This is a genomic window from Dyella japonica, from assembly GCF_040545895.1.
In the GTDB taxonomy this organism is placed as follows: Bacteria; Pseudomonadota; Gammaproteobacteria; order Xanthomonadales; family Rhodanobacteraceae; genus Dyella; species Dyella japonica_D.
The window spans coordinates 1,112,216-1,135,799 of record NZ_JBEPMU010000001.1 but is presented as its reverse complement, the minus strand read 5'-3'; the positions used below and the strand labels follow the sequence as shown (position 1 = coordinate 1,135,799).

General features: G+C 65.6%; 23 protein-coding genes. 16 read left to right on the top strand and 7 right to left on the bottom strand.

Annotated elements, in window-relative coordinates; translation table 11 throughout:
- Positions 1 to 10: 10 nt before the first annotated feature.
- The 7 genes from ABIC75_RS04935 to ABIC75_RS04905 all read left to right on the top strand — a co-directional run bounded on the left by ABIC75_RS04935 (position 11) and on the right by ABIC75_RS04905 (position 7,506).
- Positions 11 to 862: a lipopolysaccharide biosynthesis protein gene (locus tag ABIC75_RS04935; RefSeq protein WP_354012729.1), complete on the top strand. Its 852-nt coding sequence runs from the start codon at positions 11 to 13 to the stop codon at positions 860 to 862.
- Positions 863 to 951: 89 nt separating this feature from the next.
- Positions 952 to 1,791 carry a class I SAM-dependent methyltransferase gene (locus tag ABIC75_RS04930; RefSeq protein ID WP_354012728.1) on the top strand — a complete coding sequence of 280 codons (840 nt, stop codon included), beginning with the start codon at positions 952 to 954 and terminating at the stop codon, positions 1,789 to 1,791.
- 4 nt (positions 1,792 to 1,795) lie between these two features.
- Positions 1,796 to 3,028 carry an amidohydrolase family protein gene (locus tag ABIC75_RS04925; RefSeq protein ID WP_354012727.1) on the top strand — a complete coding sequence of 411 codons (1,233 nt, stop codon included), beginning with the start codon at positions 1,796 to 1,798 and terminating at the stop codon, positions 3,026 to 3,028.
- A complete protein-coding gene (locus ABIC75_RS04920) occupies positions 3,028 to 3,729 on the top strand; it encodes a class I SAM-dependent methyltransferase (RefSeq protein ID WP_436407872.1) in 702 nt (233 codons plus the stop codon). The genes ABIC75_RS04925 and ABIC75_RS04920 overlap by 1 nt, the downstream gene beginning before the upstream one ends.
- A gap of 22 nt (positions 3,730 to 3,751) precedes the next feature.
- Entirely contained in the window at positions 3,752 to 5,266 is a 1,515-nt protein-coding gene (locus ABIC75_RS04915; protein ID WP_354012726.1) for a B12-binding domain-containing radical SAM protein, read from the top strand.
- A gap of 57 nt (positions 5,267 to 5,323) precedes the next feature.
- Positions 5,324 to 6,397: a glycosyltransferase family 4 protein gene (locus ABIC75_RS04910; protein WP_354013069.1), complete on the top strand. Its 1,074-nt coding sequence runs from the start codon at positions 5,324 to 5,326 to the stop codon at positions 6,395 to 6,397.
- Positions 6,394 to 7,506: a glycosyltransferase family 4 protein gene (locus ABIC75_RS04905; protein WP_354012725.1), complete on the top strand. Its 1,113-nt coding sequence runs from the start codon at positions 6,394 to 6,396 to the stop codon at positions 7,504 to 7,506. Before ABIC75_RS04910 ends, ABIC75_RS04905 begins: the two co-directional genes overlap by 4 nt.
- On the opposite strand, the gene ABIC75_RS04900 is transcribed toward ABIC75_RS04905, so the two are convergent.
- Both ABIC75_RS04900 and ABIC75_RS04895 read right to left on the bottom strand, forming a co-directional pair.
- Positions 7,470 to 8,750: a nucleotidyltransferase family protein gene (locus tag ABIC75_RS04900; protein WP_354012724.1), complete on the bottom strand. Its 1,281-nt coding sequence runs from the start codon at positions 8,748 to 8,750 to the stop codon at positions 7,470 to 7,472. The genes ABIC75_RS04905 and ABIC75_RS04900 overlap by 37 nt on opposite strands.
- The gene (locus tag ABIC75_RS04895; protein ID WP_354012723.1) at positions 8,743 to 10,221 is read right to left on the bottom strand and encodes a B12-binding domain-containing radical SAM protein; all 1,479 of its coding nucleotides are present in this window, start codon (positions 10,219 to 10,221) and stop codon (positions 8,743 to 8,745) included. Before ABIC75_RS04895 ends, ABIC75_RS04900 begins: the two co-directional genes overlap by 8 nt.
- 207 nt (positions 10,222 to 10,428) lie before the next feature.
- Between ABIC75_RS04895 and ABIC75_RS04890 the strand changes: the two genes are divergently transcribed.
- Both ABIC75_RS04890 and ABIC75_RS04885 read left to right on the top strand, forming a co-directional pair.
- Positions 10,429 to 11,451, top strand: coding sequence for a serine kinase (locus ABIC75_RS04890; RefSeq protein ID WP_354012722.1), 1,023 nt, complete (start codon positions 10,429 to 10,431; stop codon positions 11,449 to 11,451).
- 149 nt (positions 11,452 to 11,600) lie between these two features.
- Complete coding sequence (locus ABIC75_RS04885; RefSeq protein WP_354012721.1) at positions 11,601 to 13,322, top strand: ABC transporter ATP-binding protein; 1,722 nt, start codon at positions 11,601 to 11,603, stop codon at positions 13,320 to 13,322.
- A 7-nt stretch (positions 13,323 to 13,329) separates the two neighbouring features.
- Here ABIC75_RS04885 and ABIC75_RS04880 read toward each other — a convergent pair whose 3' ends face one another.
- Positions 13,330 to 13,860, bottom strand: coding sequence for a hypothetical protein (locus ABIC75_RS04880; RefSeq protein WP_354012720.1), 531 nt, complete (start codon positions 13,858 to 13,860; stop codon positions 13,330 to 13,332).
- Between the two features lie 278 nt (positions 13,861 to 14,138).
- Positions 14,139 to 14,603, bottom strand: a complete 465-nt coding sequence (locus ABIC75_RS04875) for a hypothetical protein (protein ID WP_354012719.1) — start codon at positions 14,601 to 14,603, stop codon at positions 14,139 to 14,141.
- Positions 14,604 to 14,832: 229 nt separating this feature from the next.
- On the opposite strand from ABIC75_RS04875, the gene ABIC75_RS04870 reads away from it, so the two are divergent.
- Entirely contained in the window at positions 14,833 to 15,321 is a 489-nt protein-coding gene (locus ABIC75_RS04870) for a DUF6496 domain-containing protein (RefSeq protein WP_354012718.1), read from the top strand.
- 370 nt (positions 15,322 to 15,691) lie between these two features.
- Here the strand turns inward: ABIC75_RS04870 and ABIC75_RS04865 are convergent, their stop codons facing one another.
- Together ABIC75_RS04865 and ABIC75_RS04860 are read right to left on the bottom strand one after the other, a co-directional pair.
- Positions 15,692 to 16,240, bottom strand: a complete 549-nt coding sequence (locus ABIC75_RS04865; RefSeq protein ID WP_354012717.1) for a DUF4142 domain-containing protein — start codon at positions 16,238 to 16,240, stop codon at positions 15,692 to 15,694.
- Positions 16,241 to 16,713: 473 nt separating this feature from the next.
- Positions 16,714 to 17,250, bottom strand: coding sequence for a carboxymuconolactone decarboxylase family protein (locus tag ABIC75_RS04860; protein WP_354012716.1), 537 nt, complete (start codon positions 17,248 to 17,250; stop codon positions 16,714 to 16,716).
- Between the two features lie 128 nt (positions 17,251 to 17,378).
- On the opposite strand from ABIC75_RS04860, the gene ABIC75_RS04855 reads away from it, so the two are divergent.
- On the top strand, positions 17,379 to 18,296 hold the full coding sequence (locus ABIC75_RS04855; protein WP_354012715.1) for an AraC family transcriptional regulator: 918 nt from the start codon (positions 17,379 to 17,381) through the stop codon (positions 18,294 to 18,296).
- A 9-nt stretch (positions 18,297 to 18,305) separates the two neighbouring features.
- Here ABIC75_RS04855 and ABIC75_RS04850 read toward each other — a convergent pair whose 3' ends face one another.
- Positions 18,306 to 19,265 (bottom strand): GlxA family transcriptional regulator, encoded by a 960-nt coding sequence (locus ABIC75_RS04850; protein WP_354012714.1) that lies wholly within the window; start codon positions 19,263 to 19,265, stop codon positions 18,306 to 18,308.
- A gap of 115 nt (positions 19,266 to 19,380) precedes the next feature.
- Between ABIC75_RS04850 and ABIC75_RS04845 the strand changes: the two genes are divergently transcribed.
- From ABIC75_RS04845 to ABIC75_RS04825, 5 genes are all read left to right on the top strand, one after another.
- Entirely contained in the window at positions 19,381 to 20,184 is an 804-nt protein-coding gene (locus ABIC75_RS04845; RefSeq protein ID WP_354012713.1) for an SDR family NAD(P)-dependent oxidoreductase, read from the top strand.
- Between the two features lie 136 nt (positions 20,185 to 20,320).
- Positions 20,321 to 21,397, top strand: a complete 1,077-nt coding sequence (locus ABIC75_RS04840; protein WP_354012712.1) for an NAD(P)H-dependent flavin oxidoreductase — start codon at positions 20,321 to 20,323, stop codon at positions 21,395 to 21,397.
- Between the two features lie 104 nt (positions 21,398 to 21,501).
- Positions 21,502 to 22,473, top strand: coding sequence for a LysR family transcriptional regulator (locus ABIC75_RS04835; protein WP_354012711.1), 972 nt, complete (start codon positions 21,502 to 21,504; stop codon positions 22,471 to 22,473).
- Positions 22,474 to 22,580: 107 nt separating this feature from the next.
- Positions 22,581 to 23,291 (top strand): SDR family NAD(P)-dependent oxidoreductase, encoded by a 711-nt coding sequence (locus ABIC75_RS04830; RefSeq protein ID WP_354012710.1) that lies wholly within the window; start codon positions 22,581 to 22,583, stop codon positions 23,289 to 23,291.
- A gap of 53 nt (positions 23,292 to 23,344) precedes the next feature.
- Entirely contained in the window at positions 23,345 to 23,581 is a 237-nt protein-coding gene (locus ABIC75_RS04825) for a tautomerase family protein (RefSeq protein ID WP_204634357.1), read from the top strand.
- Positions 23,582 to 23,584: the final 3 nt, after the last annotated feature.

The following is a 23,584-nucleotide window of genomic DNA, read 5'->3' as shown; positions in this document are numbered from 1 at the left end:
TGAGCCGATCATGCAACGAGACGAAGTGTACGTATTGGATTTGTGGCACATCCTGGCGCGCGAATGGGCGTGGTTCCTCGCCGGCCTGCTGGCGGTGCTGATCGCGGTGTTCGCGTTCTCGCACTCGGCGCGACGCCAGTGGGAAGCCACGGCGTATATCCAGATCGGCCAGGTACCGGCCCTTCAGGGTACCGATCCCAAGGTCGAACCGTTGGCGCGCGTGCTCGAGCGCCTGCAGTTGGTGCCGTTCCAGAACCACGTGCTGGCGAACCTCGGCATCAAGGACGACGCGCCCGAAGCCCGGTTGTATCGCAAGAGCGTGAAGATCGAACCGTTGCCTTACGCCGGCCCGCTGGTGAAGTTCAGCGTGCGCGCGTGGTCGCCGGAACAGGCGAAGCAATTCGCCGAGGCCACGGTGGCGGAACTGCAGGTGGTGCACCAGGCACTGCTGGCCAAGCCCCTGGCGATGACGCAGGCCCGCCTGGACGACGTGGATGCCGACCTGAAGGCCGCCGAGGCCCAGCGCGACCAGCTCCTGCAGGCGGCCAAGCCCGGCGCAGCGAAGGATGCACAGGGCGAAGGCGTGGCTTCCATGCTGCTGACCGCCACCGACGCGCAGATCCGCGAACTGCGGCAGACGCAAGGCGAGCTCAGCATCCGTCTCACCCGCAACTACACCTACCAAACGTCGCTGATGTGGCCAGTGTATGTGCCGCAGGGGCCGGTTTTCCCGAATCTCACGCTCATCTGGGGCATCGGCATCCTGTTCGGCCTGTCGCTGGGTGCGTTCGCCGCCATCGTGCGCAATGCGCTGCGTCGTAAGCAGGTTGTGACGGTTTCATTCAACCAAACGCACGCCTGAGGGCACCTACGGGAAGAGGGCAGACCTGTCATCACCGCGCGGCGTGGCGCCGCATCGATCAACCTGCAAGCGAGCGTTGGAAATCAGTCATGGGATATGCGAACCGGCGCTCGATGGAGGCCTCCTTGAACGAAGCGCAATTGCTCGATACGCAGCGAGCCTTCGACAGCGTGGCCGCCGATTACGACGGTCCGCGCGGCAACAATGAACTGATCCAGCGCATGCGTATCACGATGTGGGACACCGTGCGCAAGGAAGTACCCGCCGGCTCGCAATTGCTTGATATCGGCTGCGGCACCGGGCATGACGCGCTGGAATTCGCCAGCCGCGGCTATCAGGTGGTGGCCACGGACTGGTCGCCTGAGATGGTCGGACGCACGCGTTCGCGCGCTGCCGTGGCGGGGCTCGAATCCAACATCATGGCCGTGCACCTTGGCGTGCAGCAGCTGGATCAGTTGAAGGACGAATTCGACGGCATCTATTCCAATTTCGGCCCGCTCAATTGCGCGCCGGACCTGCACGCCGTCGCCGAGCAATGCGCGCGCCTGCTCAAGCCCGGCGGCAAGCTGGTGTTCTCCGTGATCGGTCGCATCTGCCCGTGGGAAATGGGCCACTACGCCATGCGCGGACGTTTCCGCCGCGCCAGCGTGCGCGGTACGCGCGGCCCGGCCGCAGTGGGCATGAACAAGCACACCATCTGGACGTACTACTACCTGCCGCGCGAGTTCTACCGCGCCTTCGGCGAACACTTTTCGCTGGAAAGCTATCGCGCGCTGAGCCTGTTCATGCCGCCGCCGTACCTGGTGGATTACTACCGCCGCCGCCGTCACTGGTACGAACGGCTGGGCCGACTCGACGATCGCCTCGGCGCGCTGCCGTTGCTGCGCGACATGGGCGATCACTTCCTCATCGTGATGCGCAAGCGGTGATGCCATGGATGCCTGGTTCGCCCGAACCCATGCCAGTCTTTGCGGCGCGGCGTGCGTCACGCCCGAGGGCGTCTCGCGCGAACCGCTGCTGATACGCGGCGGACGCATCGATGCATCGCTGCCCGCGTGGGCGCACCGCATTGACCTGCGCGATCACCTGATCTTTCCCGGGCTGATCAACGCGCACGAGCATCTGCAGGTGAACACCGTGCCGCCACTGGCGACAGGCGAGGTGTTTCCCAACAGCTATGCATGGATCGAAGCGTTCCAGGCGCATTTCAGCGACGAGGCCGTGACGGCGGCACTGCGCGTGCCCAAGGCACTACGTATGCGGCATGGCGCGCTGAAGAATCTGCTGGCGGGCACCACCTTCGTCGCGCATCACGATCCGTGGCATGAAGCGCTGGATATGCTGGATTTTCCCGTGGCCTTGCTGCGCGACTACGGCTGGAGCTACGCGCTCGGCTGGAGCTCGTACGGGCCGCCGGTACAGCAGAGCTTCGCGCAGACGCCGGTGGACCGGCCGTGGATCATCCACCTGGCCGAAGGCACCGATGCCGTGGCGCAGGCCGAGCTGGCGCATCTGGACGAACTGGGCTGCCTTGCCGCCCACAGCGTGCTGGTGCATGGCGTGGGCCTGCGCGAGCACGATATCGACCGGATCATCGAACGCGGTGCGGGCGTGGTGTGGTGTCCCACCAGCAACGAACGCTTGCTGGGACGCACGTTGCGGCCACGCAAGCTCGCCGATGCGGGACGCCTGGCGCTGGGCACGGACTCGCGCCTGAGCGGTTCGCGCGACCTGCTGGAAGAATTGCGCAGTGTCGCCGTCCGTTGTGAACTGACGCCGCAGCAAGTGCTTGCGCTGGTCTCCACCGATGCGGCGCGCATGCTGCGCATGCCATGGCGTGGCCATCTGGATGCAGGCGCACATGCCGACCTGGTGATCGTGGAAGACCGCGGCGGCCATGAGGAGTGGAGCCTGATCGGGCTCGAGCGCAGCCAGATTCGCGCCGTGGTGCGCGATGGCCTGCCGCGCATCGCCGATCCCGACTTTGCCGACTGGTTTGCGGTGGCCGGTGTGGAAACCGTGCCGGTGCTGCTCGATGGCCGTCCCAAGCTGCTGGCGAAATCGCTGGCCGATCCGGCGCTGCTGGCGCTGGAACCCGGGCTGGAATTTGCAACGGTGCGCGACCGCGCGTCGGCACCCGTCCTCACCGCCGAGGCTCGCTGCTGATGTTGCGCCACACGCCCATTCTCGATCCTGCCGAAGCGTACGCCTTGTGGGCGCCGAGTTATCCGGCGCGCGCACACAACCCGGTGATGCTTACCGAGGAGCGTGCGATGCTCGGCCTGTTGCCGCAGGATCTCAGCGGACGCAACGTGCTCGACGCAGGCTGCGGCACCGGGCGCTACATGCGCTATGCGATGCAGCGCGGCGCGGCACGAGTGGCCGGCGTGGATCTCTCGCGCGACATGTTGCTGCGTGCGGAGGCCGAGCTTGACGCCGGCCGCCGACGCGCATCGATCGAACTGATGCAGGGCAGCCTGGACGATCTTCCCGTGACCGACGCGTGGGCCGATCTGACCCTCTGCGGCCTGGCCGTGGGTCACGTCGAGCAGCTCGAACCGGTGCTGGGCGAACTGTGCCGCGTCACCCAGCCGGGCGGCATGGTGTTGTGCAGCGACGTGCATCCCATCGGCCACGCGCTCGGTTGGCTGCGCGACTTCAAGGCCGACGGGCAGCGCTATGCCGTGCGCCACACGGCGCATCTCTACAGCCACTGGCACGCCGCGTGCGCGCGAGTGGGGCTGGAGATCGGCAGCGTGCTCGAACCCATGCTCGATCCCATCGACATTCCTGCCGGCGCGCACTTCGATCGCGCGGCGCTGGACGTGCCCGTGGCCCTCGTTTTCCAGCTGTGGCGCAAGCCATGATCCACCACCGATACGCAATGTCATGAACCGCACGCCGCACACGCTGTTGATCAATCCGACCATCACGTCGCGCTCCAGCGCGCGCTTCCCGCTGGCGCTGCTGCACCTGTCGACCACGCTGGACCGCGACGGCAGCAGCCGCATTATCGACGGCAACATGGATCGCGACTTCGTCGACAAGACGCTGCACGCGCTGGACGAGCGCGAGTGCACGGCGGTCGGCATCAGCGTGATGGGCGGCCCGCAGATCGAGCCGGCCATCGCCGTGTCGCAGGCGATCCGCGCGCACCGGCCGGACGTGCCCATCGTGTGGGGCGGCTACTTCCCCACGCTGTATACCGAGACCGCGCTCAAGGCGCCGTACGTGGACTATGCGATCCGCGGGCAGGGCGAAGACACCATGCCGGAACTCATCGCCGCGCTGCATGCGGGCGATGCGGCCAAACTTTCCACCATCAACGGACTGTCGTGGCTCAACGATGGCGAGCTGGTGCACAACACCAGTCGTCCCTTCTCGCGCAACGGGCCGCCGGTGGTGTTGCCGTACGACAAGCTGGGCGATCCGCGCCGTTACCTGGCGCGCACCTTCCTCGGCCGTCGCACCGCCGCGCATCAGGCCTCGGTGGGTTGCCGTTTCCGTTGCACGTTCTGCGGCGTGGCGGCGATGTTCGGCGGCGCTACGGCGCTGCCGCCGATACCGCGCCTGGAACGCGACCTGAAATACCTGAAGTACGAGCTGGGCGCCGATTCCATCCAGTACTTCGACCACAACTTCTTCGACCGCGAACAGGACATGATTCCGCTACTGGAAATCATGGCACGCTACGAGCTGCCGTGGTGGTGCTATGCACGCGCGGACGCGTTGCTCAATCTGTCGGAAAGCACGTGGAAGCTGGTGCGCAAGAGCAAGCTGCGCATGGCCTATATCGGCGCCGAATCGGCCAGCCCCACGATGCTCAAGGAAATCCGCAAGGGCACGCGCCCGGACCAGACGCTGGCGGTGGCCGAGCTGTGCCGTCGTCATGGGGTGATCCCGGAGCTGTCGTTCATGGTGGCGCCGCCGGAGAACACGGAAGAGGAAACCGAGCACACGTTCGAGTTCATCCGCGAGCTCAAGCGCGTCAACCCGCAGTCGGAGATCATCGTCTACGTCTACACGCCGCTGCCCGAAAGCAGCAAGCACGAGAAGGATCGCGGCAAGCGCGCCTCCACGCCGTTGCGCGATGCCAACGGCGAGCCACTGGTATTTCCTTCGACGCCGGAGGAGTGGACGCAGAAGCGTTGGGTGGATTACGCCTGCCACGCCGATGCGCCGTGGGTGAACGACAAGCTGCGCCGACGCATCCACGATTTCGTCACCGTGCTGCGCTGCCGCTATCCCACCGTGCAGGACCTGCGCTCGCCCACCTGGGCCAAGCGCACGTTGTCGGCGGCGGCATCATGGCGTTATCGCATGCGCCGGTACGACAGTCCGTGGGAACTGAATCTCGCCAACCGGCTGGTACGCCTGCGCATGCCTCAAGTGTCGGGGCTCTGATCCGTGCCGCCGTTGCATGTCGCGCAGGTCAACTTTTTTCCCGCACCGGAAGGGCTGATGCTGGCGCAGGCGCTGGAGGCATGGCCATCACTGGTGGACATCGCCGAATCGGCCGCGAGCGCGGGCACGCGCGTCAGCGTGATCCAGGTCGCCGCGCGCTCGGAACAGCTCACGCGCAACGGCGTGGACTACTACTTCGTGGCGGCCCACGATGCGAGCGCCACGGAGCGCGCGCGTCGCGTGGCGCGGCTGGTGGACGAGATCAAGGCCGATGTGGTGCATGTGCACAGCCTTGGCGCTGCCAGCGATGCGCATGCGTTGTCGCTTGAACTGCCGCATCTGCCGATGCTTCTGCAGGACCACGCCGACCGGCTGCCGCCACGCTGGCGCCGGTCGCGTTGGCGGCGCTGGTATGCCGCCGCGCATGGCGTGGCGTTCACTGCGCCGGAACTCGCGCGGCCGTTCGTGACGGCGGGCTTGCTGGATCCGTCGACGCGGCTGTTCGTGATACCCGAATCCACCAGCCGCTTCACGCCGGGAAGCCGCGCGCGCGCATGGGAAGAAACCGGCCTGTATGGCGATCCCTGCGTGGTCTGGGTGGGGCACCTGCAGTCAGGCAAGGATCCCATGACCGTGCTCGATGGCATTGCCGAGGCATCCACGCGGCTGCCCAACGTGCAGTTGTGGTGCGCCTTCGGCAGTGCGCCGCTGCTGGCTCAGGTGAAGCAGCGCATCGATGGCGATCCGCGGCTGGCGGGACGCGTGCATCTGCTCGGCAAGGTACCGCATGAACGCGTGCAGTCGCTGATGCGCGCCGCCGACATCTTCGTCTCGGGCAGTCACGCGGAAAGCTGCGGCTACGCCGTGCTGGAAGCGCTGGCCTGCGGCGCGATGCCGGTGGTCACCAATATCCCTTCGTTCCGTGCGCTGGTCGGCGACGTTGGCCGGCTGTGGCCGCGCGGCGATGCCAAGGCGCTGGCCGATGCGCTGGTGCACAGCGCCGCACAACGTCCTTCGCCGGCCGAAGTGCGCGCGCATTTCGATACGGCCTTGTCGCTGCAGGCGGTGGGCCGGCGCTGGGCCGACGCCTATGGGCAACTGCTGCACGCGCGGCGTGGAGGCACGCCATGAAGCTGGCACTGGTGGTGCCTGGCGGCGTCGACCGCACGGGCGAATTCCGCGTCATTCCCGTGCTGCTCGCGTTGATCCGCCGGCTCGCGCGCGAGCATGAAGTGCATGTGTTCGCGCTGCGGCAGGAAGCGGCCGCGGATAGCTGGCAGCTGGCCGGTGCACGCATCCACAACATCGGCGATGGCTGGTCGCGCCTGCGTGCGATCCGTGCCATCCGCGACGAACATCGTCGTGCGCCGTTCGACCTGGTGCACGCGATCTTCTCCGGTTCGTGCAGCATGGTGGCCGTGGCCGCGGCGATCTTGCTGCGCCTGCCCAGCTTCGTGCACATCGCCGGCGGCGAACTGGTGGCGCTGCACGAGATCGATTACGGCGGCCGCCGTCGCTGGAAAGGACGATTGCGCGAAGCCCTGGTGCTGCGCAGTGCCGACGCGGTGACTGCCGCCAGCGTGCCCATCATCGATTCGCTGCAGGAACTTGGGCTCAAGGCCCGCCGCATTCCGCTGGGCGTGGACTTGCGCGCATGGCCGCCGCTGCCGCCGCGCTGCCGGCGCACCGGTCGTGCGCGCCTGATCCATGTGGCCAGCCTCAACCGCGTGAAGGACCAGGCCACCTTGTTGCGCTCGCTCACCGTGCTGGCCGAAGCGGGCGTGGATTTCCAGATGGACATCGTCGGCGTGGATACGCTGGACGGTGAGATACAGCGGATGGCGCACGAGCTCGGCCTCGACGGCCATGTGAACTTCCACGGCTTCAAGACGCAGCGCGAACTGCGGCCGATGATGGAAGCGGCGGATCTGCTGGTGATGTCATCGCGCCACGAAGCCGGTCCGCTGGTGCTGCTCGAGGCGGCGGTGATGGGTCTTCCCACCGTGGGCACGGCCGTGGGCCACATCGCGGAATGGTCACCAACGGCAGCGCTCGCGGTGCCCGTGGGTGATTGGGCGGCGTTGGCCGGAGCGATCGGGCGTGTGCTGGAAGATGACGAATTGCGCCTGCGCCTGGCTGTTGCCGCGCAGCGACGCGCCGTGATGGAAGATGCGGACTATACGGCCCGCACCTTCGAAGCGCTCTACCTGCAGGTGCTGACGGCCGGTTCCGGACGCTGAGTGCGCGGTGTGGGTGCTTGCGCCAATGCGGCGCGCACCACGTAGAGGGTATCCATGCGCGGCACCGAGCGCGTCAGCATGGCGAAGATGCGCAACCACTGGCGCGACTTGACCCAAGGCGAGCCCTGCAGCCACAGCTGCGTGCGGATCATGTCCTCGCGTTCCTCGCGTGCTTCCTTCGAAGGGCGCAAGCGTTGCAGCACGTAGTGGCCGAGCTCGCGCGCGGAGCGTGTCCATTCCACGCCTTGCCAGGTATGAATCCACAGCTCCGAACACGATACCTGCGTCAGCGTCTGGTGCCGCGATACGCTGCGGAGCAGGGCATGGCAGTCGAGTTCCAGTTCGTACAGCAGGGCGGGCGGCACGGCCTTGTCGTAGTAGCGCCATACCAGCCGCAACGGCGGTAGCGCCCACCACGGCGATTCGCCCGTGTCGTGGTTCCACAGCACATGCCAGTCGCTGCGCACCATGCGCGAGGCCAGCAGCGAGATATCGTTGAGATGGATGAGGCGCAGCGTGCGGCTGCACACATTGCCGGCCGCATGCAGCAGCAGATGGCACATCAACGCGCCCAGTGACGGATAGGCGTTGATGCCCGGCACCGGATGGCTGGGATAGATGCGATCGGTGATGTCGACGGTCGCTACCGGCAGCCGTTCCTGGATGCGCGTGTGCAGTTCGATGTTCACCGGCGTATCGCGATGCTCGCCAAGCCCGAACGCCGGTTTGCCGGAAACGGGCTTGAACACGCGGTGCTTCCAGGAAGCGAACGATTGCACGTAGCCGAGATGTTCCAGCAGGCGTCCCGTACGTTCGGCGTCGGCATCGCTGACCAGTAGGTCGATGTCCGCCATTGGCCGTTCGCCCGGCGAATAGATGCCCAGCGCGTGCAGCGCCGATCCCTTCAACGCCACCAGCGCGATGCCCGCGGCACGGGCGTCGGCATCGATGCGTTCAAGCAATGACGTGATGCGCTGATGACGCTGAGCCACGTGTTCGTACTGGCTGTCGATGAAGCGCGACCACGCCGGGTTCTGCCAGCGCGGATACACGGAAAGCAGCGGCGCGACGCCGTGCGCCGTGGCCACCGCGGTGGCCAGTTGCCATTCGAGTTCCGTCCAGCCGGGTGTTTCGCCGCTGGGGCGGGCAAGCTCCGCCGCCAGCGTTTCCGTGGTGTGCTCCAGGCCGGACTTGATGATGCCCAGCGGCGGGAGCGCAGCAGCCACGTCGAAACCATCACACATGGCAGGATGTCCTGGATCGCAACGTCGCTTCCGCCGCGCCGGTGCGATGCACCGCCTCGGTGGCGATCAGCGCATCCCAGCGCGCATCGAGCGCATGCGAGGCCTTGCGATGGCGATCCGTCTGGCCCACCACCTTCCATTGCTGCACGATCACCTGCTCATGGAGCAGGTCGCGCACGTGGCGATAGAACTCGGAATCGTAGGCACCCTGGAACATCATGGCCAGGTCGCCGCTGTCCTGCCAATGCGTCTTCTCGCCGAGCTGTGCCTTCACTTGTTCGTAGAAGCGCGTGCCGGGCAGCGGATAGGAAACGCTGACGCCGATGTCGTCGGGTGCGGCGCGAGTGATGAGATCCCGCGTGGCCATCAGGTCTTCGAGATCCTCGCCCAGGTAGCCGAGCTGGATGAAATAGCCCACACGAATGCGTGCCGCGCCCAGCCGTTCGCGCGCAATGATCAGGTCTTCGACCTGCGTGCCCTTGTTCATGTGGTCGAGCACGCGCTGGCTGCCGCTTTCCGCGCCGATCCATGCTTCGGCGCAACCGGCGTGGCTTAGTGCGGTGGCCATGCGCTCGCTGATCAGGTCGGCGCGCGTCTGGATGGTGAACGGAATAGAGCCGTTGGATTCGTTGACGTGCGCGGCGAACGCTTCCACCCATTCCACGTGGAAACCAAAAATATCGTCGGCCAGCCAGATGTGATCGGCCCCGAAAGTGCGCTTGAGGTACGTCATTTCCGCGGCCACGTCTTCCGCCGTGCGGCGGTTGTAGTGGTTGCCCCAGATCGGCTTGGCGCACCAGTTGCAGCGGAACGGGCAGCCGCGCGACGCCGCCATGTTGAGGCTGAAATACCCATGGCGTTCGCGCCACAGCGTGCGGTAGCGCTCGATATCGACCAGGTCCCACGCGGGATGGCCGACGATGCGCGGATCGGGCGGCACCGCGCCCACGCGCGTCAATTGCATCTGTCCGCCCACCATCGCGGCGACGCCGGATAGATCGGCCACCCACTCGCGCGTGCGGATGGTCGGGTTCTCCGTGATGCGGCGGATCAATTCCACCAGCGGCGCAATGCCTTCGCCGATCAGCACGGCATCGGCGCCCGCGGCAAGGAACGCATCGGGCTGATCGGACGCATCGGAGCCCGCCACGATCACGCGCGCGCCCCTGGCGTGCGCCATGGCGATCATCTCGCAGGCCGCATCGCGCATGCGCCCAAGGCACATCTTGGTGAGGTAGTTGAAGTTGTCTTCGTAGATGACAACCACATCGGGCGACGCGGCGCGCAATGACGTGCCGTATTCTTCCACGCCCTCGGCGAGCATGGCATCAAACAGCGAAACCTCATGGCCCATGCGCCGCAGCAACGCGGCCACCTGCATGGTGGCAAGCGGCGGATAAGGCTTGCCGCGCTCCCACTGTTTACGGTCGAACCTCAGGAAGTAGGAGTGGCCGACCTGAATCGTTAGCATCTTAGACGTGCCTCAATCGTAGCCGTAGGGCGAACTGCGCCGGCGCGTATCCATGGCAGACCGGCGATTCGGCCTCCAGCGTTCCACGCTCGTCGGACGTGAGTGCCAGGCAAAGTGGGCACGGTTGCGGCCCGTTACGAAAATATTTCGATGTCGCCGCGAGAAACGTTGTGCTATCACAGCGCCGCACCTTGCCGAACGAAGCCTATGGCGCAGACCTTGGACCTCATGACGGGCGACCTGAGCCCCGATCCCTTTCTCGAACGGACGTCCGCAGGGCGTTCGATGGACGTCCATGTGCTGGGCGCTCACGTTCGCTTCACCAGTGACAGCGCCGCCTTGCTGAATGTGGCGGCGATGGCCTATGCGGGCCTGCCGCCGCACGTGCTGCCGATGACGCCGCCGAGCCTGCACGTGGAGCTGCGGCTGGCGCCTGCGCGAGATGTTGCGGCGGGGCAGGAACCGCCCCTGGTCAGCATGCAATCGGGTGCGGGTTTCCTGTGCGGCGTGATGGACGCCTCCAATTACGCGGTGCTGTTTCCCGAGCAGCACCGCGCGCTGGTGGTGGCCTCGCCGGACATGCTGGAAAACCCGTATTACCTGCGTTACGAGCTGATCGAGTTCAGCGTGTTCACGCTGGCCACGCGCGCGCTCGGCCTCGCGCCCTTGCATGGCGCCTGTGTCGGTCGGGAAGGGCGTGGCGCGCTGGTGATGGGCTCCAGCGGCGCGGGCAAGTCCACGCTGGCCTTGCACAGCCTGCTGCGCGGCATGGAGTTCCTCTCCGAAGACGCGGTATTCGTGCATCCGCAAAGCGGCATGGCCACGGGCGTGGCCAATTATCTTCACGTGCAGGCCGATGCGCTGCGTTTCGTCGAGGATGCCGGTTTGCGTCGATGGATCGAGCAGTCACCCATGATCCGTCGCCGCAGCGGCGTGGAGAAGCACGAAGTGGATCTGCGCGACGGCCATGGCCGCCTGGCGCAGACGCCGCTGGCGCTGGCCTGCGTGGTCTTCGTTTCGCGCCAGCCTGCGGACGATCCGGACGAGTTGATCCATCCGATTCCCGAGCACCAAATTATCGAGCGGCTGGTTGCCGAGCAGCCGTACGCCGCGTCGCAGCCCGGCTGGGATGCCCTCGTGCAGGCGGTGAAGCGCGGCGGAGCCTACGAGCTTCGCCGTGGGCGCGATCCGGCCGCGTCGGTGGACGCGCTGTTGCGGCTGCTGGGCTGAAAAAGCCGGCGCAGGCAGCAACCTTCCATGCCCCGTGCAGCACCTACGGGCATGGGAGCTGAAGCGGATCGAGGTGTTCTTCTGCACTGTCATCAGGTGCCAACTGTGCCGCGACGGGCGCGTGTAAAAAACCGAGTGGTTCCGTAGTCATGCAGAACGGAAGCACGCGGTCGCAAGAGCAGTTGCGTGGCCTGTCGCGGCCCTTTTTTGACACGCTGGCGAACCTCGGGTTCGGCGGCGTGGCTTGGTACGTCGCGTTGTCGCTGGGCAGTGCGCTCACGGGAAACCTGGCTGCCATCTGCCTCGTGCCGCTGGTGGAACCGGGTCAGCTGATGCCGTCCGGACTGGGCTGGCTGATGAGCGGCACGGCGGACATGCAGGTTCTTGCGTTCGTCATCGCCTCGGCCGTGTTCGCCATGCTGCGCTGGCAGGCCGCGCGCGTTGGTGCGCGTTTGGCGAGCCGCTACGGCATGTACATGCGCCAGACGGTGCACGCGCGGCGCATCGATGCGCCACTGTCCTCGTTGTCGGATGCCACGTCGGCGGAAATCGCCCACGTGCTCACCTACAACGTCGAGATCGTCACGCAAGGCTTCAACGCGCTATTGCAGTTGCTGGTGGCCGGCCTGACCACGGTGGTCAGCCTAGCCATGGCGTTGTGGCTGTCGCCGCAGCTGTTGCTGGCGGTGCCGTTCGTGGTGGGTTTCGCACTCATCGCCTCGCGCATCAGCAGTCGCGAGCAGGTTGCGGTGAATCGGCAATACGTGGCCGACCTCACGCGCCTGTTCTGGTTGAGCGAAGACTTTCCGCGACGCTGGCGGCACATCCGCTCGTTCGGCCGCGAGGATGCGGAGAAGGCGCATTACGCCGATATCTCGCAACGACTGGGCAAGGGCTATCGTCGCCAGTTGGACTTGATCGCCTCGGGCCGGCTGGTGCTGGAGATGCTCGCCGCGCTCGGCATCGCCGCCATCTTCTTCATCGCGAACCGTTGGCACGGCGTGGATCGCGCCGCCCTCATCGCCGTGTGCCTGCTGTTGGCGCGCCTGCTGCCTTACCTGGTTTCCACGCGGCAGTATTTCCAGCAGTTGCGCACGTCGATTCCCGCGTTCGAGCTGTGGCATCGCCATGTCGACCTCGCTGCGGCCGGAAGGAACAAGGCGGCATCGTCTTCGCCCGTGAGCGACGCGCTGCACATCCGTCAGCTGCAACTGGACGCACCGACGCCCCTCGACGTGCGCGACCTCACGCTGGTACCCGGCGAGCTCACCTTGATCTGCGGCGACTCGGGCATCGGCAAGAGCAGTCTCGTCGACGTGCTGGCCGGCATGGTGGCGCCGGCGCAATTCCGCGCACGCCTGGGCGACGACGCCATCGACTTCGCTGCGTATGCCGCGCTGGTGGGCAAGGGCGCCTATGTCAGCCAGAGCGTGCGTCCCTGGCAGATCACCGTGCGCGAATGCCTGCGCTGGGCCGCGCCCGATGCCAGCGATGCCGCCATGCTGCAGGCCCTGGTCGATGTGGGCCTGGACAAGCGGCTGGCCGATGCATCGTCGGCACTCGATACCACCTTGAGCAGTTCATCGAGCCGGCTTTCCGGCGGTGAATTGCAACGACTGCTGCTGGCGCAAGTGCTGCTGCATCGCCCGGCCATCGCGTTGCTGGACGAAGCCACCAGTGCGCTGGATCCGGATGCGGAGCTTGCCGTGCTGTCCACGCTGAAGCGTCGCCTGCCGCAGACCATCATCATCGCCGTGTCGCATCGTGCGGGCGTGGCGTCGGTGGCGGATCAATGCCTGGCGATCAGCGCCGGCCGCGGCATCGTGACGACGCCCGATGCGCGAGAAACGGATCGGGCCGCCGCGCTCTGAAGGCGGGTTATCTGGCGGAACTTCGCGTGGCTTCCAGGTTGGCCGGGATGGGGCCGAGGAACATCGCGCGCAGTCGCTCCACGCCGATCAGGCGCGCCAGCTCGGCAAACACGCAGTAGTTGAAGATCAGCACCAGCAGCAGGATCTGGATGGCCCAGAAATGCGGCCAGATCATCGAGGCAAACAGCTGATGCTGTGCCGCGCCAAGGTCGTGGGTGTCCTTCCAGGCTTCGTGCAACCGTTCGAGATAGTGGATGAACGTGGCGATCAGGTTGTAGATCACGGTTTTCCACAGCACGTTCCACAGCAGCGGCTTCTCGGGAAAGCGGTTGATGAAGGGCAGCATGTTGGCCAGCAACACGGCCTTGCCGAGAATCAGCGCCGAGATCGTCACCGTGGCGAACGTGGGCAGCGAGAGCCCGCTGCCCCGCGTCAGCAGTGCGCGAACAAGCAGCACGAGATTGAGCATGACGAAGAAGAAGATGGTCGGCGGCAGCATCTTCAACAGTTCGTGCTTGATTTTTGCCAGCGCACTCATGGGCGTGTCCCCGGAATGTCGGTCGCCAGGCTATGGAGAACGGGTTTGACCTGCGCTTGGCGAAAGGTGTCCCGTGGCGATTGGCCATTGCCCATGGTGAGGACGGCCTGCGCCCGCGTATTTCATCCGCTTGCGCAGCGTCGGACCAGCGAAGATCTACGGGGCGTGGGTTAGGTAATTTCCCCTAGGTAGGGGCTGCAGCCTGGCTTGCCGGCTAAGGACGTTGGTACGTCCACCAGCATCGACCGCCCACCATTCGGCAGGGACGCGTGGGAGCATCAATGCAGCCGGTGCTTTCCCTGCTGCGAGGCGCGGATGGCGCGTTCGACATCCGTACGATTGCCCATGCCTTCATCGGGCCAAAGCAAGGCGTCGTCTTCCTTCAATGATTCGCCGGGCAAAACATGCACGTCGATCGCCTCCAGTGCACGCATCACCGCGATCACTTCCTCGATCGAGTTGTCGTCGTCGATCTCCACGGTGAGCACGGCGAAACCGATCTCGATGGGAGGCGGCAGCACGTCGGGCGCGCGGAGATGGTGTTTCTCGCCTTCGCGTTCACCGCGATGGCTGACGCGCGATACCACTGTGGTCGGTGCGCTGGCGCTGGCGGCGGACAAGCCCACGCTTTCATCGCATTGCACGACGCCCTTGCGGCGTGGCAGGCCACGGGACATCAGCTTGTCGAAGGCGGAGGCCGCAGCGAACTGGTTGTCGAACTTGGCGACGATCAGGTTGCTCATGGTGTTTCCCTCGTGGACGTCCGGATCAACGCGGTGAGGTGGCGGAATGCGCCTGTTGTTGCGCTTGCAGCCTTGCATGGCTGGCGTTAACGCAGCGACGTCGTCCTGTTACAGGCGTGGCCGGAAGCATGAGTCCCCACTGAACGTGGTGCATCGTTGTGCGAAAGGATGACGCTCGCTGCACATACGGTGGCTTAGATCATGAAGACACTCAGATCCGGAGTTCATCATGCCCGATGCAAAAACGCGCAAGGCCGTCGCCCGCGACAAGCGGCAAGGCAAATCGGCAAGCACGCAGGCCGGCGAATTCGTGCGTGAAGAAATCGAGCACGTGCGCGAAGGCAAGCACGGTGTGCGTTCCACCAAACAGGCCATTGCCATTGGCCTTTCCAAGGCGAGGCGCGCAGGCGTCAAGGCGCCGGTGAGCAAGACGGCGAGCAAGGCGACGCGCAAGAAGGCTGCGCAGGATGAAACGGCATCGAAGCATCGCCGCAAGACATCTGCCACGCGTTCGCGCGCCACCACGCGTGCGCTGAAGAAGGAAGGACACGCGGCGGCATCGCACGCGGCCGTGTCCAAGCAGGCCAAGCGCAGCGCGAGTAAACGAACCAGCGCGTCACGTTCGGCTGCGGCCAGGAAAGCGGCAAGCACCAAGGGCGCGGCGGGCCGTTCCGCCGCTGCAAAGAAGGCCGCGCGCACCCGCAAGGCGCGTGCATGACGGTGCGAGCCAACGAGGCTTTCATCGATCCACGCTAGATCAACCCGATTCCATTGATCCACGCCCACGGAGGTAAGACATGGTTTTTCCGACACGCAAGCTCTGCGCACCGCTGGTATTGGCTCTGGCAGCTGTTGCCGGTTGCAGTCACCAGGGTGACGACAACGCCAGCACGCCGCCGCCGGCGCCGGTAAGTTCTACGGCCGCGCCGTCGCCAGCGACTCCCGCCACTCCCGCGACCACGCCATCTCCGGCATATCCACAAAGTTCGCCGGCTCCGGCGACCACCACGCATTGATAGCCGTGCGTGGCCAGGCCTCGCGATCCTTTACGGGATCGTGAGGCCTGGCGCGTTCCTGCACTCGCAACATCAAGGCGTGCCCAATGGCTTGCTTGACGACAGCGCCTGCGCCATCTCCAGGTGATGCTTGAGCGTCGGCAGGGTCTTGCTGGCGAATGCCTGCACGTCCGAATCGCTGCTGTGCGAGGCGGAGTCGAACAGCGCAACGGCTTTCTCGTGGCCGCCCACCATGGCCGAGGCATAGGCCTTGTCGAAATCGTTGCCACTCAACGACTGCAGCTTGTCCATTACATCGGACGGCGGCGGTTGCAATACCACGTTGGCGTGTTTGCGAGCGGCCAGCGCAGCGAGCTGCTTGTTGGCGGCCGTGTGATCCTTCACCAGTTGCTGCGCGAGCGCCTTGGTCTGCGGCGAGGCAGCCTTCTGCTCGGCTAGTTGGCCCAGCTGTATTTCGGTGGCGCCGTCGCTCGATGCCTTGGTGAAGAAATCCTGGTCGGAGACGGGGCTCTTCGCAGTAGCAGCGGAGTCGCCCGATGTCGCGGCCTGTGCCCAAAGCTCGCTGCACACGGGCACCGAGATGAACAGCGCCGTGGCGATAATGAGAGATGATCGTTTCATGCTTGCCACCTTGTTCCGCAGAAGAGGTGGCATGGACCGTAGTGCGCGGGCAATCCCTGCCGTGTGACACCGGTGTGTTCATCGCGTTGGTGCCATGCGGCTGTTGCCGAAACGATGGTTTTACGCGTGCCGTAAACCATGCGCCGGCGTTTGAACATATCCAAACGGCAACGTGTTACTGACGCCGTGATGACCTATGCATACGCGCCGATGATTACGCTTGCACTCTCTGTCGACGGAGACCTGTCATGCCGACCGGCTTTCAATGCGCGTACCCACCGTGCCAATGCTACGTGGCGAAACAGGGCGAGTTCTGTAGCGCCCACTGTCGCCAGGCACAGGCTTCCGGTCACCTGGAAGCGCAGTGCCAGTGCGGCCATCCCGCGTGCATGGGACGATCCGAAGAAGACCAGGACGGCTCGATGGGATGACACCACCGGGCCGCGATGTGCATCGCGGCCCGGTGTCCCGCATTACGCGGCCTTCGGGAAATCGAGCACCGTGTCGTTGACGCGGTTGACCATGTTGGTGAACAGGATGGCGCTGATGGCGAGGATGGCTTCCAGGATCTGGCGATCGCTGTAACCGGCCGCCTTCACATTGGCCACGGCTTCCGCCGAGAGCGTGTTGCTGGTGGTCACCAGCGTCAGCGCGAACTTCACCAGTGCGTCGATCTTCGCGTTGCCTTCCAGGCCACCCTTGCGGACCTGCTGGATCTGCTCGGCGGTGAAGCCGGCCATCTTGCCGGTCATGCTGTGGGCGGCAAGACAGTAGTCACACTGCGAGGCTTCGCTCACGGCGAGGTTGATCGCTTCGAGTTCCAGCGCCGACAGCTCGCCCTGCTTCAGCACGGCGCCGGTTTGCAGCACATGCGCAAGAACATTCGGAGCGCTGCTGCCGATGGCGGCGTACGCGTTGGGAACCTTGCCCACCGCCTTCTTGATGGCGGCGAACAGGGCGGCGGATTCTTCCGGTGCATCGGCGACGTTGATGGTGGCGAGACGGTTCATGACGTGTGCTCCTCAATGAGATAGGGAAAGCGGTGTGGGGAAACCTTGACCGTGTGAAAATGATAGGAACGGAGGGCGGTTCGTTCCGCACACGCGCGTCTCAATCCTTTGCCCGGGAGTCTCAACCGATGGATGGCCTCGATCGACTGGTTCACGCCATCGCGCCCACCGGTTCGGTGGAGCTGCAATGCCATTTCGCGGGCGAATGGACGCTGGACCATCCGTCGACACCGCCCAACCACTTGCCGTACCACGTGATCCTGGCGGGCCGCGCCGAGCTTGAGGTGGACGGCAAGACCAGCGCGCTGGAGCCTGGCGACGTGCTGCTGTTTCCCTATGGCGACGCGCACATCCTGCGCAGCGTCGCGGCTGGCATCGACGGGCAGCGTCCGATGCTGGAAAACCGGCGCCGGCCGCATGGTCGCGTGACCCTGATCGAACATGGCGGCGACGGTCCGACGCTGGACATGTTGTGCGGCGCATTCCAGCTGTCCGGCGCCACCGACGCCTTATGGACCGGCTTGCCAAAGGTGCTGCACGTAAGAACCGAACATCGCGATGCGTTACTTGGACTCATCCAGGTCTTGCGGGATGAAGCGGCGCGTCCCTTGCCGGGCGGCAGTGCCGTGATCGAGATGGTCACCGGCGCGATGTTCACGCTCGTGCTTCGCAGCATGACGGCGAGCGGGCAGCTGCAACTGGGCATCCTCGGCATGCTCGCCCATCCGAAGATGGCGCAGGTGGTGGATGCCGTGCTGAAAGATCCTGCGCATGCGTGGACGCTGCAGAGCCTGGCGGACGTGGCGCATACCTCGCGCGCCAGTTTTGCGCGGCATTTCGGCGAGATCAGCGGCATGACGCCGATGGACTGGGTCAACGGCGTGCGCCTGGCTGTGGCGGCGCAATCGCTGCGCGCGGGCAAGTTGTCGGCGGGCAGGGCGGCGGAGCTTGCCGGCTATGCGTCGGAAGCGGCCTTTGCGCGCGCGTTCAAGACACGCTACGGCACGCCGCCGGCCGCTTACGGGCGTTTGCACGCGGCGCGTTGAGCGCGCGCGTTACGCGGTCGCCAGATCATCCGGTTCGTGCATCGGCGATTGTCGCCGGATGGCCTGCGGCGGTTGGCCGAATGCGCGAAGGAACGCGCGGCGCATGCGTTCGCGATCGGCGAATCCCGTTTCGCGCGCCACCACCTCCACCGGATGGCGCGTCTGCTCCATCATCAGTCGTGCTGCTTCGATGCGCAGATGCTCCACCGCTTTCGCGGGCGACTGGCCGGTTTCCGCACGAAACGCACGGCTGAACTGGCGCGCGCTCAGGTTGGCCGCCGTCGCGAGTTCTTCCACCGATAGCGTCGAACGCAAATGGCTCTTCGCGTAAGTGAGCGCGCTCTGGATGCGATCGGACTTCGGTTCCAGTTCCAGCAATGCGGAGAACTGCGACTGTCCGCCCGCGCGACGGTGATAGAGCACGAGCTTGCGCGCCACCTTGCGCGCCACCTCGGCGCCGAGGTCTTTCTCCACCATCGCCAGCGCCAGGTCGATGCCGGCGCTCATGCCGGCCGAGGTCCAGATGGCGCCGTCGATGATGAAGATGCGGTCTTCTTCCACATCCACTTTTGGATAGCGCTCGCTGAGTTCGCGCGCCAGCAGCCAGTGCGTGGTGGCGCGGCGTCCGTCGAGCAGGCCGGTTTCGGCCAGCAGGAAGGCGCCGGTGCAGATGGCCGCCAGGCGGCGGCATCGGGCGGGCGCCGAGCGGATGAAATCCAGCAGGGCAGGCGTGGCCTCGGGAATACCCGCGCCGCCGCCGATCAGCAAGGTGTCGAACGGTTCGTCGGAGAAGGCTTCGCTCTGCGCGGTCATGCCGAAGGAGCTGGGAATGGAGGCGCCGGTTTCGGAGAGGTAACGGACCTCATAGACGGTCTTCTCCACCTCAAGATTGGCGAACTCGAAGGCCGAAGCGGCGGCCAGGCTCATTGCCTGGAAGCCAGGAAAGATAATAAAACCAATGCGTTGCATGGCTCGGCCTCGCTGTGTCCTAAAAGGTGGCATATACGACATTTAAGTCTTTATGGGGCCGGTTTACAACGCTCTCCAGACACCGGTATCCCGCCGGCACATGTGGAGAAACGACATGACCATTCAGAACAAGGGCACCGCCCTCATCACCGGCGCTTCGTCCGGCATCGGCGCCATCTATGCGGAACGCCTGGCCCGCCGCGGCTACGACCTGATCCTGGTGGCGCGCAACCGCGAGCGACTGAGCGACCTGGCCCGCCGCCTGACCGACGCCACCGGGCGTTCGGTGCAGGTGTTCCCGGCCGACCTGAGCGACGCAGCCGAACTGGCCAGCGTGGAAGCGCTGCTGCGCACCGACCGCAGCATCTCGATGCTGGTGAACAACGCCGGCTTCGGCGCCGCGACGCCGCTGCTGCAGTCGGACGTGGCGCGCATGTCGGAAATGATTTCGCTCAACGTGAACGCGCTCACGCGCCTTGCCTATGCGGCGGCGCCGGGCTTCGTCGAACGCGGGCAGGGCACGGTGATCAACATCGCCTCCATCGTGGCGGTGGCGCCGGAGCTGCTCAACGGCGTATACGGCGGCAGCAAGGCGTACGTGCTGGCGTTCTCCCGCTCGCTGCATCACGAGCTGGCCGACAAGGGCGTGAAGGTGCAGGCCGTGCTGCCGGGCGCGACGGCCACGGAATTCTGGGACGTGTTGGGACATCCGGTAAGCAACCTGCCGCCGGCATGGGTGATGTCGGCTGCCGACATGGTGGACGCCGCGCTGGCGGGCCTCGACCAGGGCGAGCTGATCACCATCCCCGCCTTGCCCGATGCAGGCGACTGGGCCAGCTATGAAGCGGCGCGCCAGAAACTGATGCCCAACCTGTCGCACACCAAGCCCGCCTCGCGCTACGGCCTGGCGGTGGCCTGAGGTCGACGGCACGGCGCATCGCGCGGCAGCATTCTTTCATGCCGCGGAAGACTGATTGCCGCGACTCGTGGTTTCGATGGGGCATGGCAGGCGGGTAAAGTCCCAGCCATCCCCATCGAGCCAGGAGTCTCCCGCCATGGCCAACGCCGCGTCGTCATCACTGCTCAGTGCCATCGGCATGAGCGTGCCGATCATCCAGGCCCCCATGGCGGGTACGTCGTCGCCCGCGCTTGCCGCCGCGGTCAGCAACAGTGGCGGGCTGGGTTCGCTGGGCGTGGGCGCCATGACGGCAAGCAAGGCGCGCGAGGCCATCCATGCGTTTCGCCAGCTGAGCAACGGCCCCCTCAACATCAACCTGTTCGTGCACCGTCCCGCGCACGCCGATGCAGCGAAAGAGGCCGCGTGGATCGCGCGACTCGCGCCGGAGTTCAAGCGCTTCGGCGCCACGCCGCCATCCTCGCTCAAGGAGATCTACATCTCCTTCCTGGACGATGACGACATGCTCGCCATGCTGGTAGCGGAAAAGCCCCGCGTGGTGAGTTTCCATTTCGGCTTGCCCCGGCCCGAGCAGTTGAAGGCCCTGCGCGACGCGGGCGTGTTCCTCATGGCCACGGCCACCAACGTGCAGGAAGCCAAGGCCATCGAGGCCGCCGGTATCGATGCCGTGGTGGCGCAGGGTTATGAAGCGGGCGGCCATCGCGGCGTGTTCGACCCCGATGCCGAAGACACGCGACTGGGCACGTTCGCGTTGACGCGGTTGCTGGTGGAGAACGTGCGCATACCGGTGATTGCCGCCGGCGGCATCATGGATGGCGCAGGCATCGCCGCCGCACTCGAACTGGGTGCCGCAGCGGCGCAACTGGGCACCGCCTTCGTGGTGGCAGACGAATCGCTGGCCGATGCCGGCTATCGCAAGGCCATGGCCAGCGACGCCGCGTACGCCACGGTGATGACGCGCGCTGTCTCCGGTCGTCCCGCACGCAGCCTCGGCAGCCTGTTCACTCGTCTGGGCGCTACCGTGATGGATGCGGACATTCCGGACTATCCCACGGCGTACGACGCCGGCAAGGCATTGAACGCGGCCGGGCGCGCCACCGGTGAAGCTGGCTACGGCGCGCACTGGGCCGGGCAGGGTGCGCCGCTGGCGCGACCCATGTCGGCACAGGCGCTAATGCAGACCTTGATCAGCGAATGGCGACAAGCGACGGCCTGAACTGGGCCGACGCCGTCATCACGTTCTGCAACTGGCTGCGATCCGAACAGTTGTAGGACACTTTCCCCAACCCGGCTCCCACGCCGGCAGGCAAGGCAAGTCCTATGGATCGCATCGATGCCATGAAGGTGTTCGTCGCCGCGCTGGACGAGGGTAGCCTCGCCGGTGCGAGCCGCAAGACTGGGCGCTCCGCTGCCGCGGTGAGCCGCGCCATCGCCTTTCTCGAAGCGCACGTGGGCGTGCCGCTGCTGCATCGGACCACGCGCTCCATCAAATTGAGCGAAGCCGGCGAACGCTACGCCATCGCCTGCCGCAAGCTGCTGCTGGAGCTGGAGGAAGCCGACCGCAACGCGGCGGGCGAACGCTCGGTGCCGCGCGGCACGCTCACCATTACGGCCACGGTGTTTTCGGGCGTGGAAATCCTGCGTCCCGTCGTCGATGCCTTCATGGACGAATTTCCCACGGTGAACGTGCGGCTCCATCTGCTCGAACGCCCGGTCAACCTGGTGGAAGAGGGCATGGACCTGGCGCTGCGCATCACCCATCTGGCGGACTCGACGCTGGTGGCGCATCCCATTGGCGAAGTGCGCCGCGTGATCGTGGCGTCGCCGCGCTACCTGGCCACGCATCCGCGCATCGCGGAGCCGGCGGACCTGGGCAAACAGCAGATCGTTGCCATGGCCCACATGGGCATGGATTCGTGGAGCTTTCCGCCGCTGGAAGGCTCGTCGGTGTCGCGCTCCGTGTCATTCACGCCGCGACTGGTGGTCAACAATATTCGCGCCGCCATCGAATCGGCGGTGGACGGCCACGGCGTGACGCGCCTGTTGTCGTACCACGTGGCTCCGGAAATCCGGGCCGGCAAGCTGCAGGTGCTGCTGGCGGATGCGGAACCCCCGCCGCTGCCGGTGAACATCGTGTCGCCGTATGGACGTCTTTCCGTGCCCAAGGTGCGGGCCTTCGTCGACTTTGCCCTGCCGCGTCTGCGATCTCGCTTCGCCTGCCTGGCGAAGGATGCCTCGTTCGTGCCGGATACCGCGATTCAACCGCCACGCGGAAGAGTGTCTGCCGAATAGCAGGAATTCTCTAACGCACAGCACGCTCCTAAATTGTGGGTGTCGGCAAAGCACAGCCGATCAGCATTGAGCTGAACCTCTTCCCCACATCTGGAGCAAACCGTCTCATGAACAGTCAGCAGAAAGTCGCCATCATCACGGGTGCCTCGCAAGGCATCGGCGCCGGCCTGGTCAAGGCCTTCCGTGACCGCAACTATCGCGTGATCGCCAACTCGCGTTCGATCAAGGCATCGAGCGACCCGGACGTGATTGCCGTGCCGGGCGACATCAGCGACCGCGCCGTGGCCCAGCGCGTGGTGGCTGAAGCCATCGCCCGTTTCGGTCGCATCGACACGCTGGTGAACAACGCCGGCATCTTCACCGCCAAGCCGTTCACCGCGTTCACCGCGCAGGACTACGCCGACAACATCTCGGTCAATCTCACCGGCTTCTTCCACATCACCCAGCTGGCCATCGCCGAGATGGAGAAGCAGGGCAGCGGCCACGTCGTCAACATCACCACCAGCCTGGTCGATCATGCGGTCGACGGCGTGCCGTCGGTGCTCGCTTCGCTGACCAAGGGCGGCCTCAACGCCGCCACCAAGTCGCTTGCCATCGAATACGCCAAGCGCGGCATCCGCGTGAACGCGGTGGCACCTGGCGTGATCAAGACGCCGATGCATGCGCCTGAAACGCACGGTGCGCTCGCTGGCCTGCATCCGGTGGGCCGCATGGGCGAGATCTCCGATATCGCCGATGCCGTGATCTACCTCGACACCGCGGGCTTCGTCACGGGCGAGATCCTGCACGTCGACGGCGGCCAGAGCGCCGGTCACTGAGTCATCACGAGGGGTGGACAATCGTCCGCCCCTCTCACCTGGAGGTTACGACCATGCCTATCGTCAACATCAAGGTCACGCGTGAAGGTTCCGCTCCCGGGCGCAGCGCGGTGACGGCAGAGGAAAAGGCGCTGCTCATCAAGGGCGTCAGCCAATTATTGCTCGACGTATTGCACAAGCCACTGGACTCCACCTTCGTGGTGATCGACGAAGTGGAAATGGAGAACTGGGGCTGGGGCGGTTTGCCCGCCGAAGCCTTCCGCGCGCAGCGCGCCGCCGAAAAGAAATGACCT

Excerpts from the sequence above, each read along its gene's own strand:
- ABIC75_RS04915 (WP_354012726.1), top strand. The coding sequence starts at position 3,752 with ATGAACCGCACGCCGCACACGCTGTTGATCAATCCGACCATCACGTCG.
- ABIC75_RS04930 (WP_354012728.1), top strand. The coding sequence starts at position 952 with ATGGGATATGCGAACCGGCGCTCGATGGAGGCCTCCTTGAACGAAGCG.
- ABIC75_RS04900 (WP_354012724.1), bottom strand. The coding sequence starts at position 8,750 with ATGTGTGATGGTTTCGACGTGGCTGCTGCGCTCCCGCCGCTGGGCATC.
- ABIC75_RS04840 (WP_354012712.1), top strand. The coding sequence starts at position 20,321 with ATGGCCAACGCCGCGTCGTCATCACTGCTCAGTGCCATCGGCATGAGC.
- ABIC75_RS04850 (WP_354012714.1), bottom strand. The coding sequence starts at position 19,265 with ATGCAACGCATTGGTTTTATTATCTTTCCTGGCTTCCAGGCAATGAGC.
- ABIC75_RS04845 (WP_354012713.1), top strand. The coding sequence starts at position 19,381 with ATGACCATTCAGAACAAGGGCACCGCCCTCATCACCGGCGCTTCGTCC.
- ABIC75_RS04870 (WP_354012718.1), top strand. The coding sequence starts at position 14,833 with ATGCCCGATGCAAAAACGCGCAAGGCCGTCGCCCGCGACAAGCGGCAA.
- ABIC75_RS04895 (WP_354012723.1), bottom strand. The coding sequence starts at position 10,221 with ATGCTAACGATTCAGGTCGGCCACTCCTACTTCCTGAGGTTCGACCGT.
- ABIC75_RS04885 (WP_354012721.1), top strand. The coding sequence starts at position 11,601 with ATGCAGAACGGAAGCACGCGGTCGCAAGAGCAGTTGCGTGGCCTGTCG.
- ABIC75_RS04880 (WP_354012720.1), bottom strand. The coding sequence starts at position 13,860 with ATGAGTGCGCTGGCAAAAATCAAGCACGAACTGTTGAAGATGCTGCCG.
- ABIC75_RS04835 (WP_354012711.1), top strand. The coding sequence starts at position 21,502 with ATGGATCGCATCGATGCCATGAAGGTGTTCGTCGCCGCGCTGGACGAG.
- ABIC75_RS04860 (WP_354012716.1), bottom strand. The coding sequence starts at position 17,250 with ATGAACCGTCTCGCCACCATCAACGTCGCCGATGCACCGGAAGAATCC.
- ABIC75_RS04920 (WP_436407872.1), top strand. The coding sequence starts at position 3,028 with ATGTTGCGCCACACGCCCATTCTCGATCCTGCCGAAGCGTACGCCTTG.
- ABIC75_RS04830 (WP_354012710.1), top strand. The coding sequence starts at position 22,581 with ATGAACAGTCAGCAGAAAGTCGCCATCATCACGGGTGCCTCGCAAGGC.
- ABIC75_RS04865 (WP_354012717.1), bottom strand. The coding sequence starts at position 16,240 with ATGAAACGATCATCTCTCATTATCGCCACGGCGCTGTTCATCTCGGTG.
- ABIC75_RS04855 (WP_354012715.1), top strand. The coding sequence starts at position 17,379 with ATGGATGGCCTCGATCGACTGGTTCACGCCATCGCGCCCACCGGTTCG.
- ABIC75_RS04890 (WP_354012722.1), top strand. The coding sequence starts at position 10,429 with ATGGCGCAGACCTTGGACCTCATGACGGGCGACCTGAGCCCCGATCCC.
- ABIC75_RS04925 (WP_354012727.1), top strand. The coding sequence starts at position 1,796 with ATGGATGCCTGGTTCGCCCGAACCCATGCCAGTCTTTGCGGCGCGGCG.
- ABIC75_RS04905 (WP_354012725.1), top strand. The coding sequence starts at position 6,394 with ATGAAGCTGGCACTGGTGGTGCCTGGCGGCGTCGACCGCACGGGCGAA.
- ABIC75_RS04875 (WP_354012719.1), bottom strand. The coding sequence starts at position 14,603 with ATGAGCAACCTGATCGTCGCCAAGTTCGACAACCAGTTCGCTGCGGCC.
- ABIC75_RS04910 (WP_354013069.1), top strand. The coding sequence starts at position 5,324 with ATGCTGGCGCAGGCGCTGGAGGCATGGCCATCACTGGTGGACATCGCC.
- ABIC75_RS04825 (WP_204634357.1), top strand. The coding sequence starts at position 23,345 with ATGCCTATCGTCAACATCAAGGTCACGCGTGAAGGTTCCGCTCCCGGG.
- ABIC75_RS04935 (WP_354012729.1), top strand. The coding sequence starts at position 11 with ATGCAACGAGACGAAGTGTACGTATTGGATTTGTGGCACATCCTGGCG.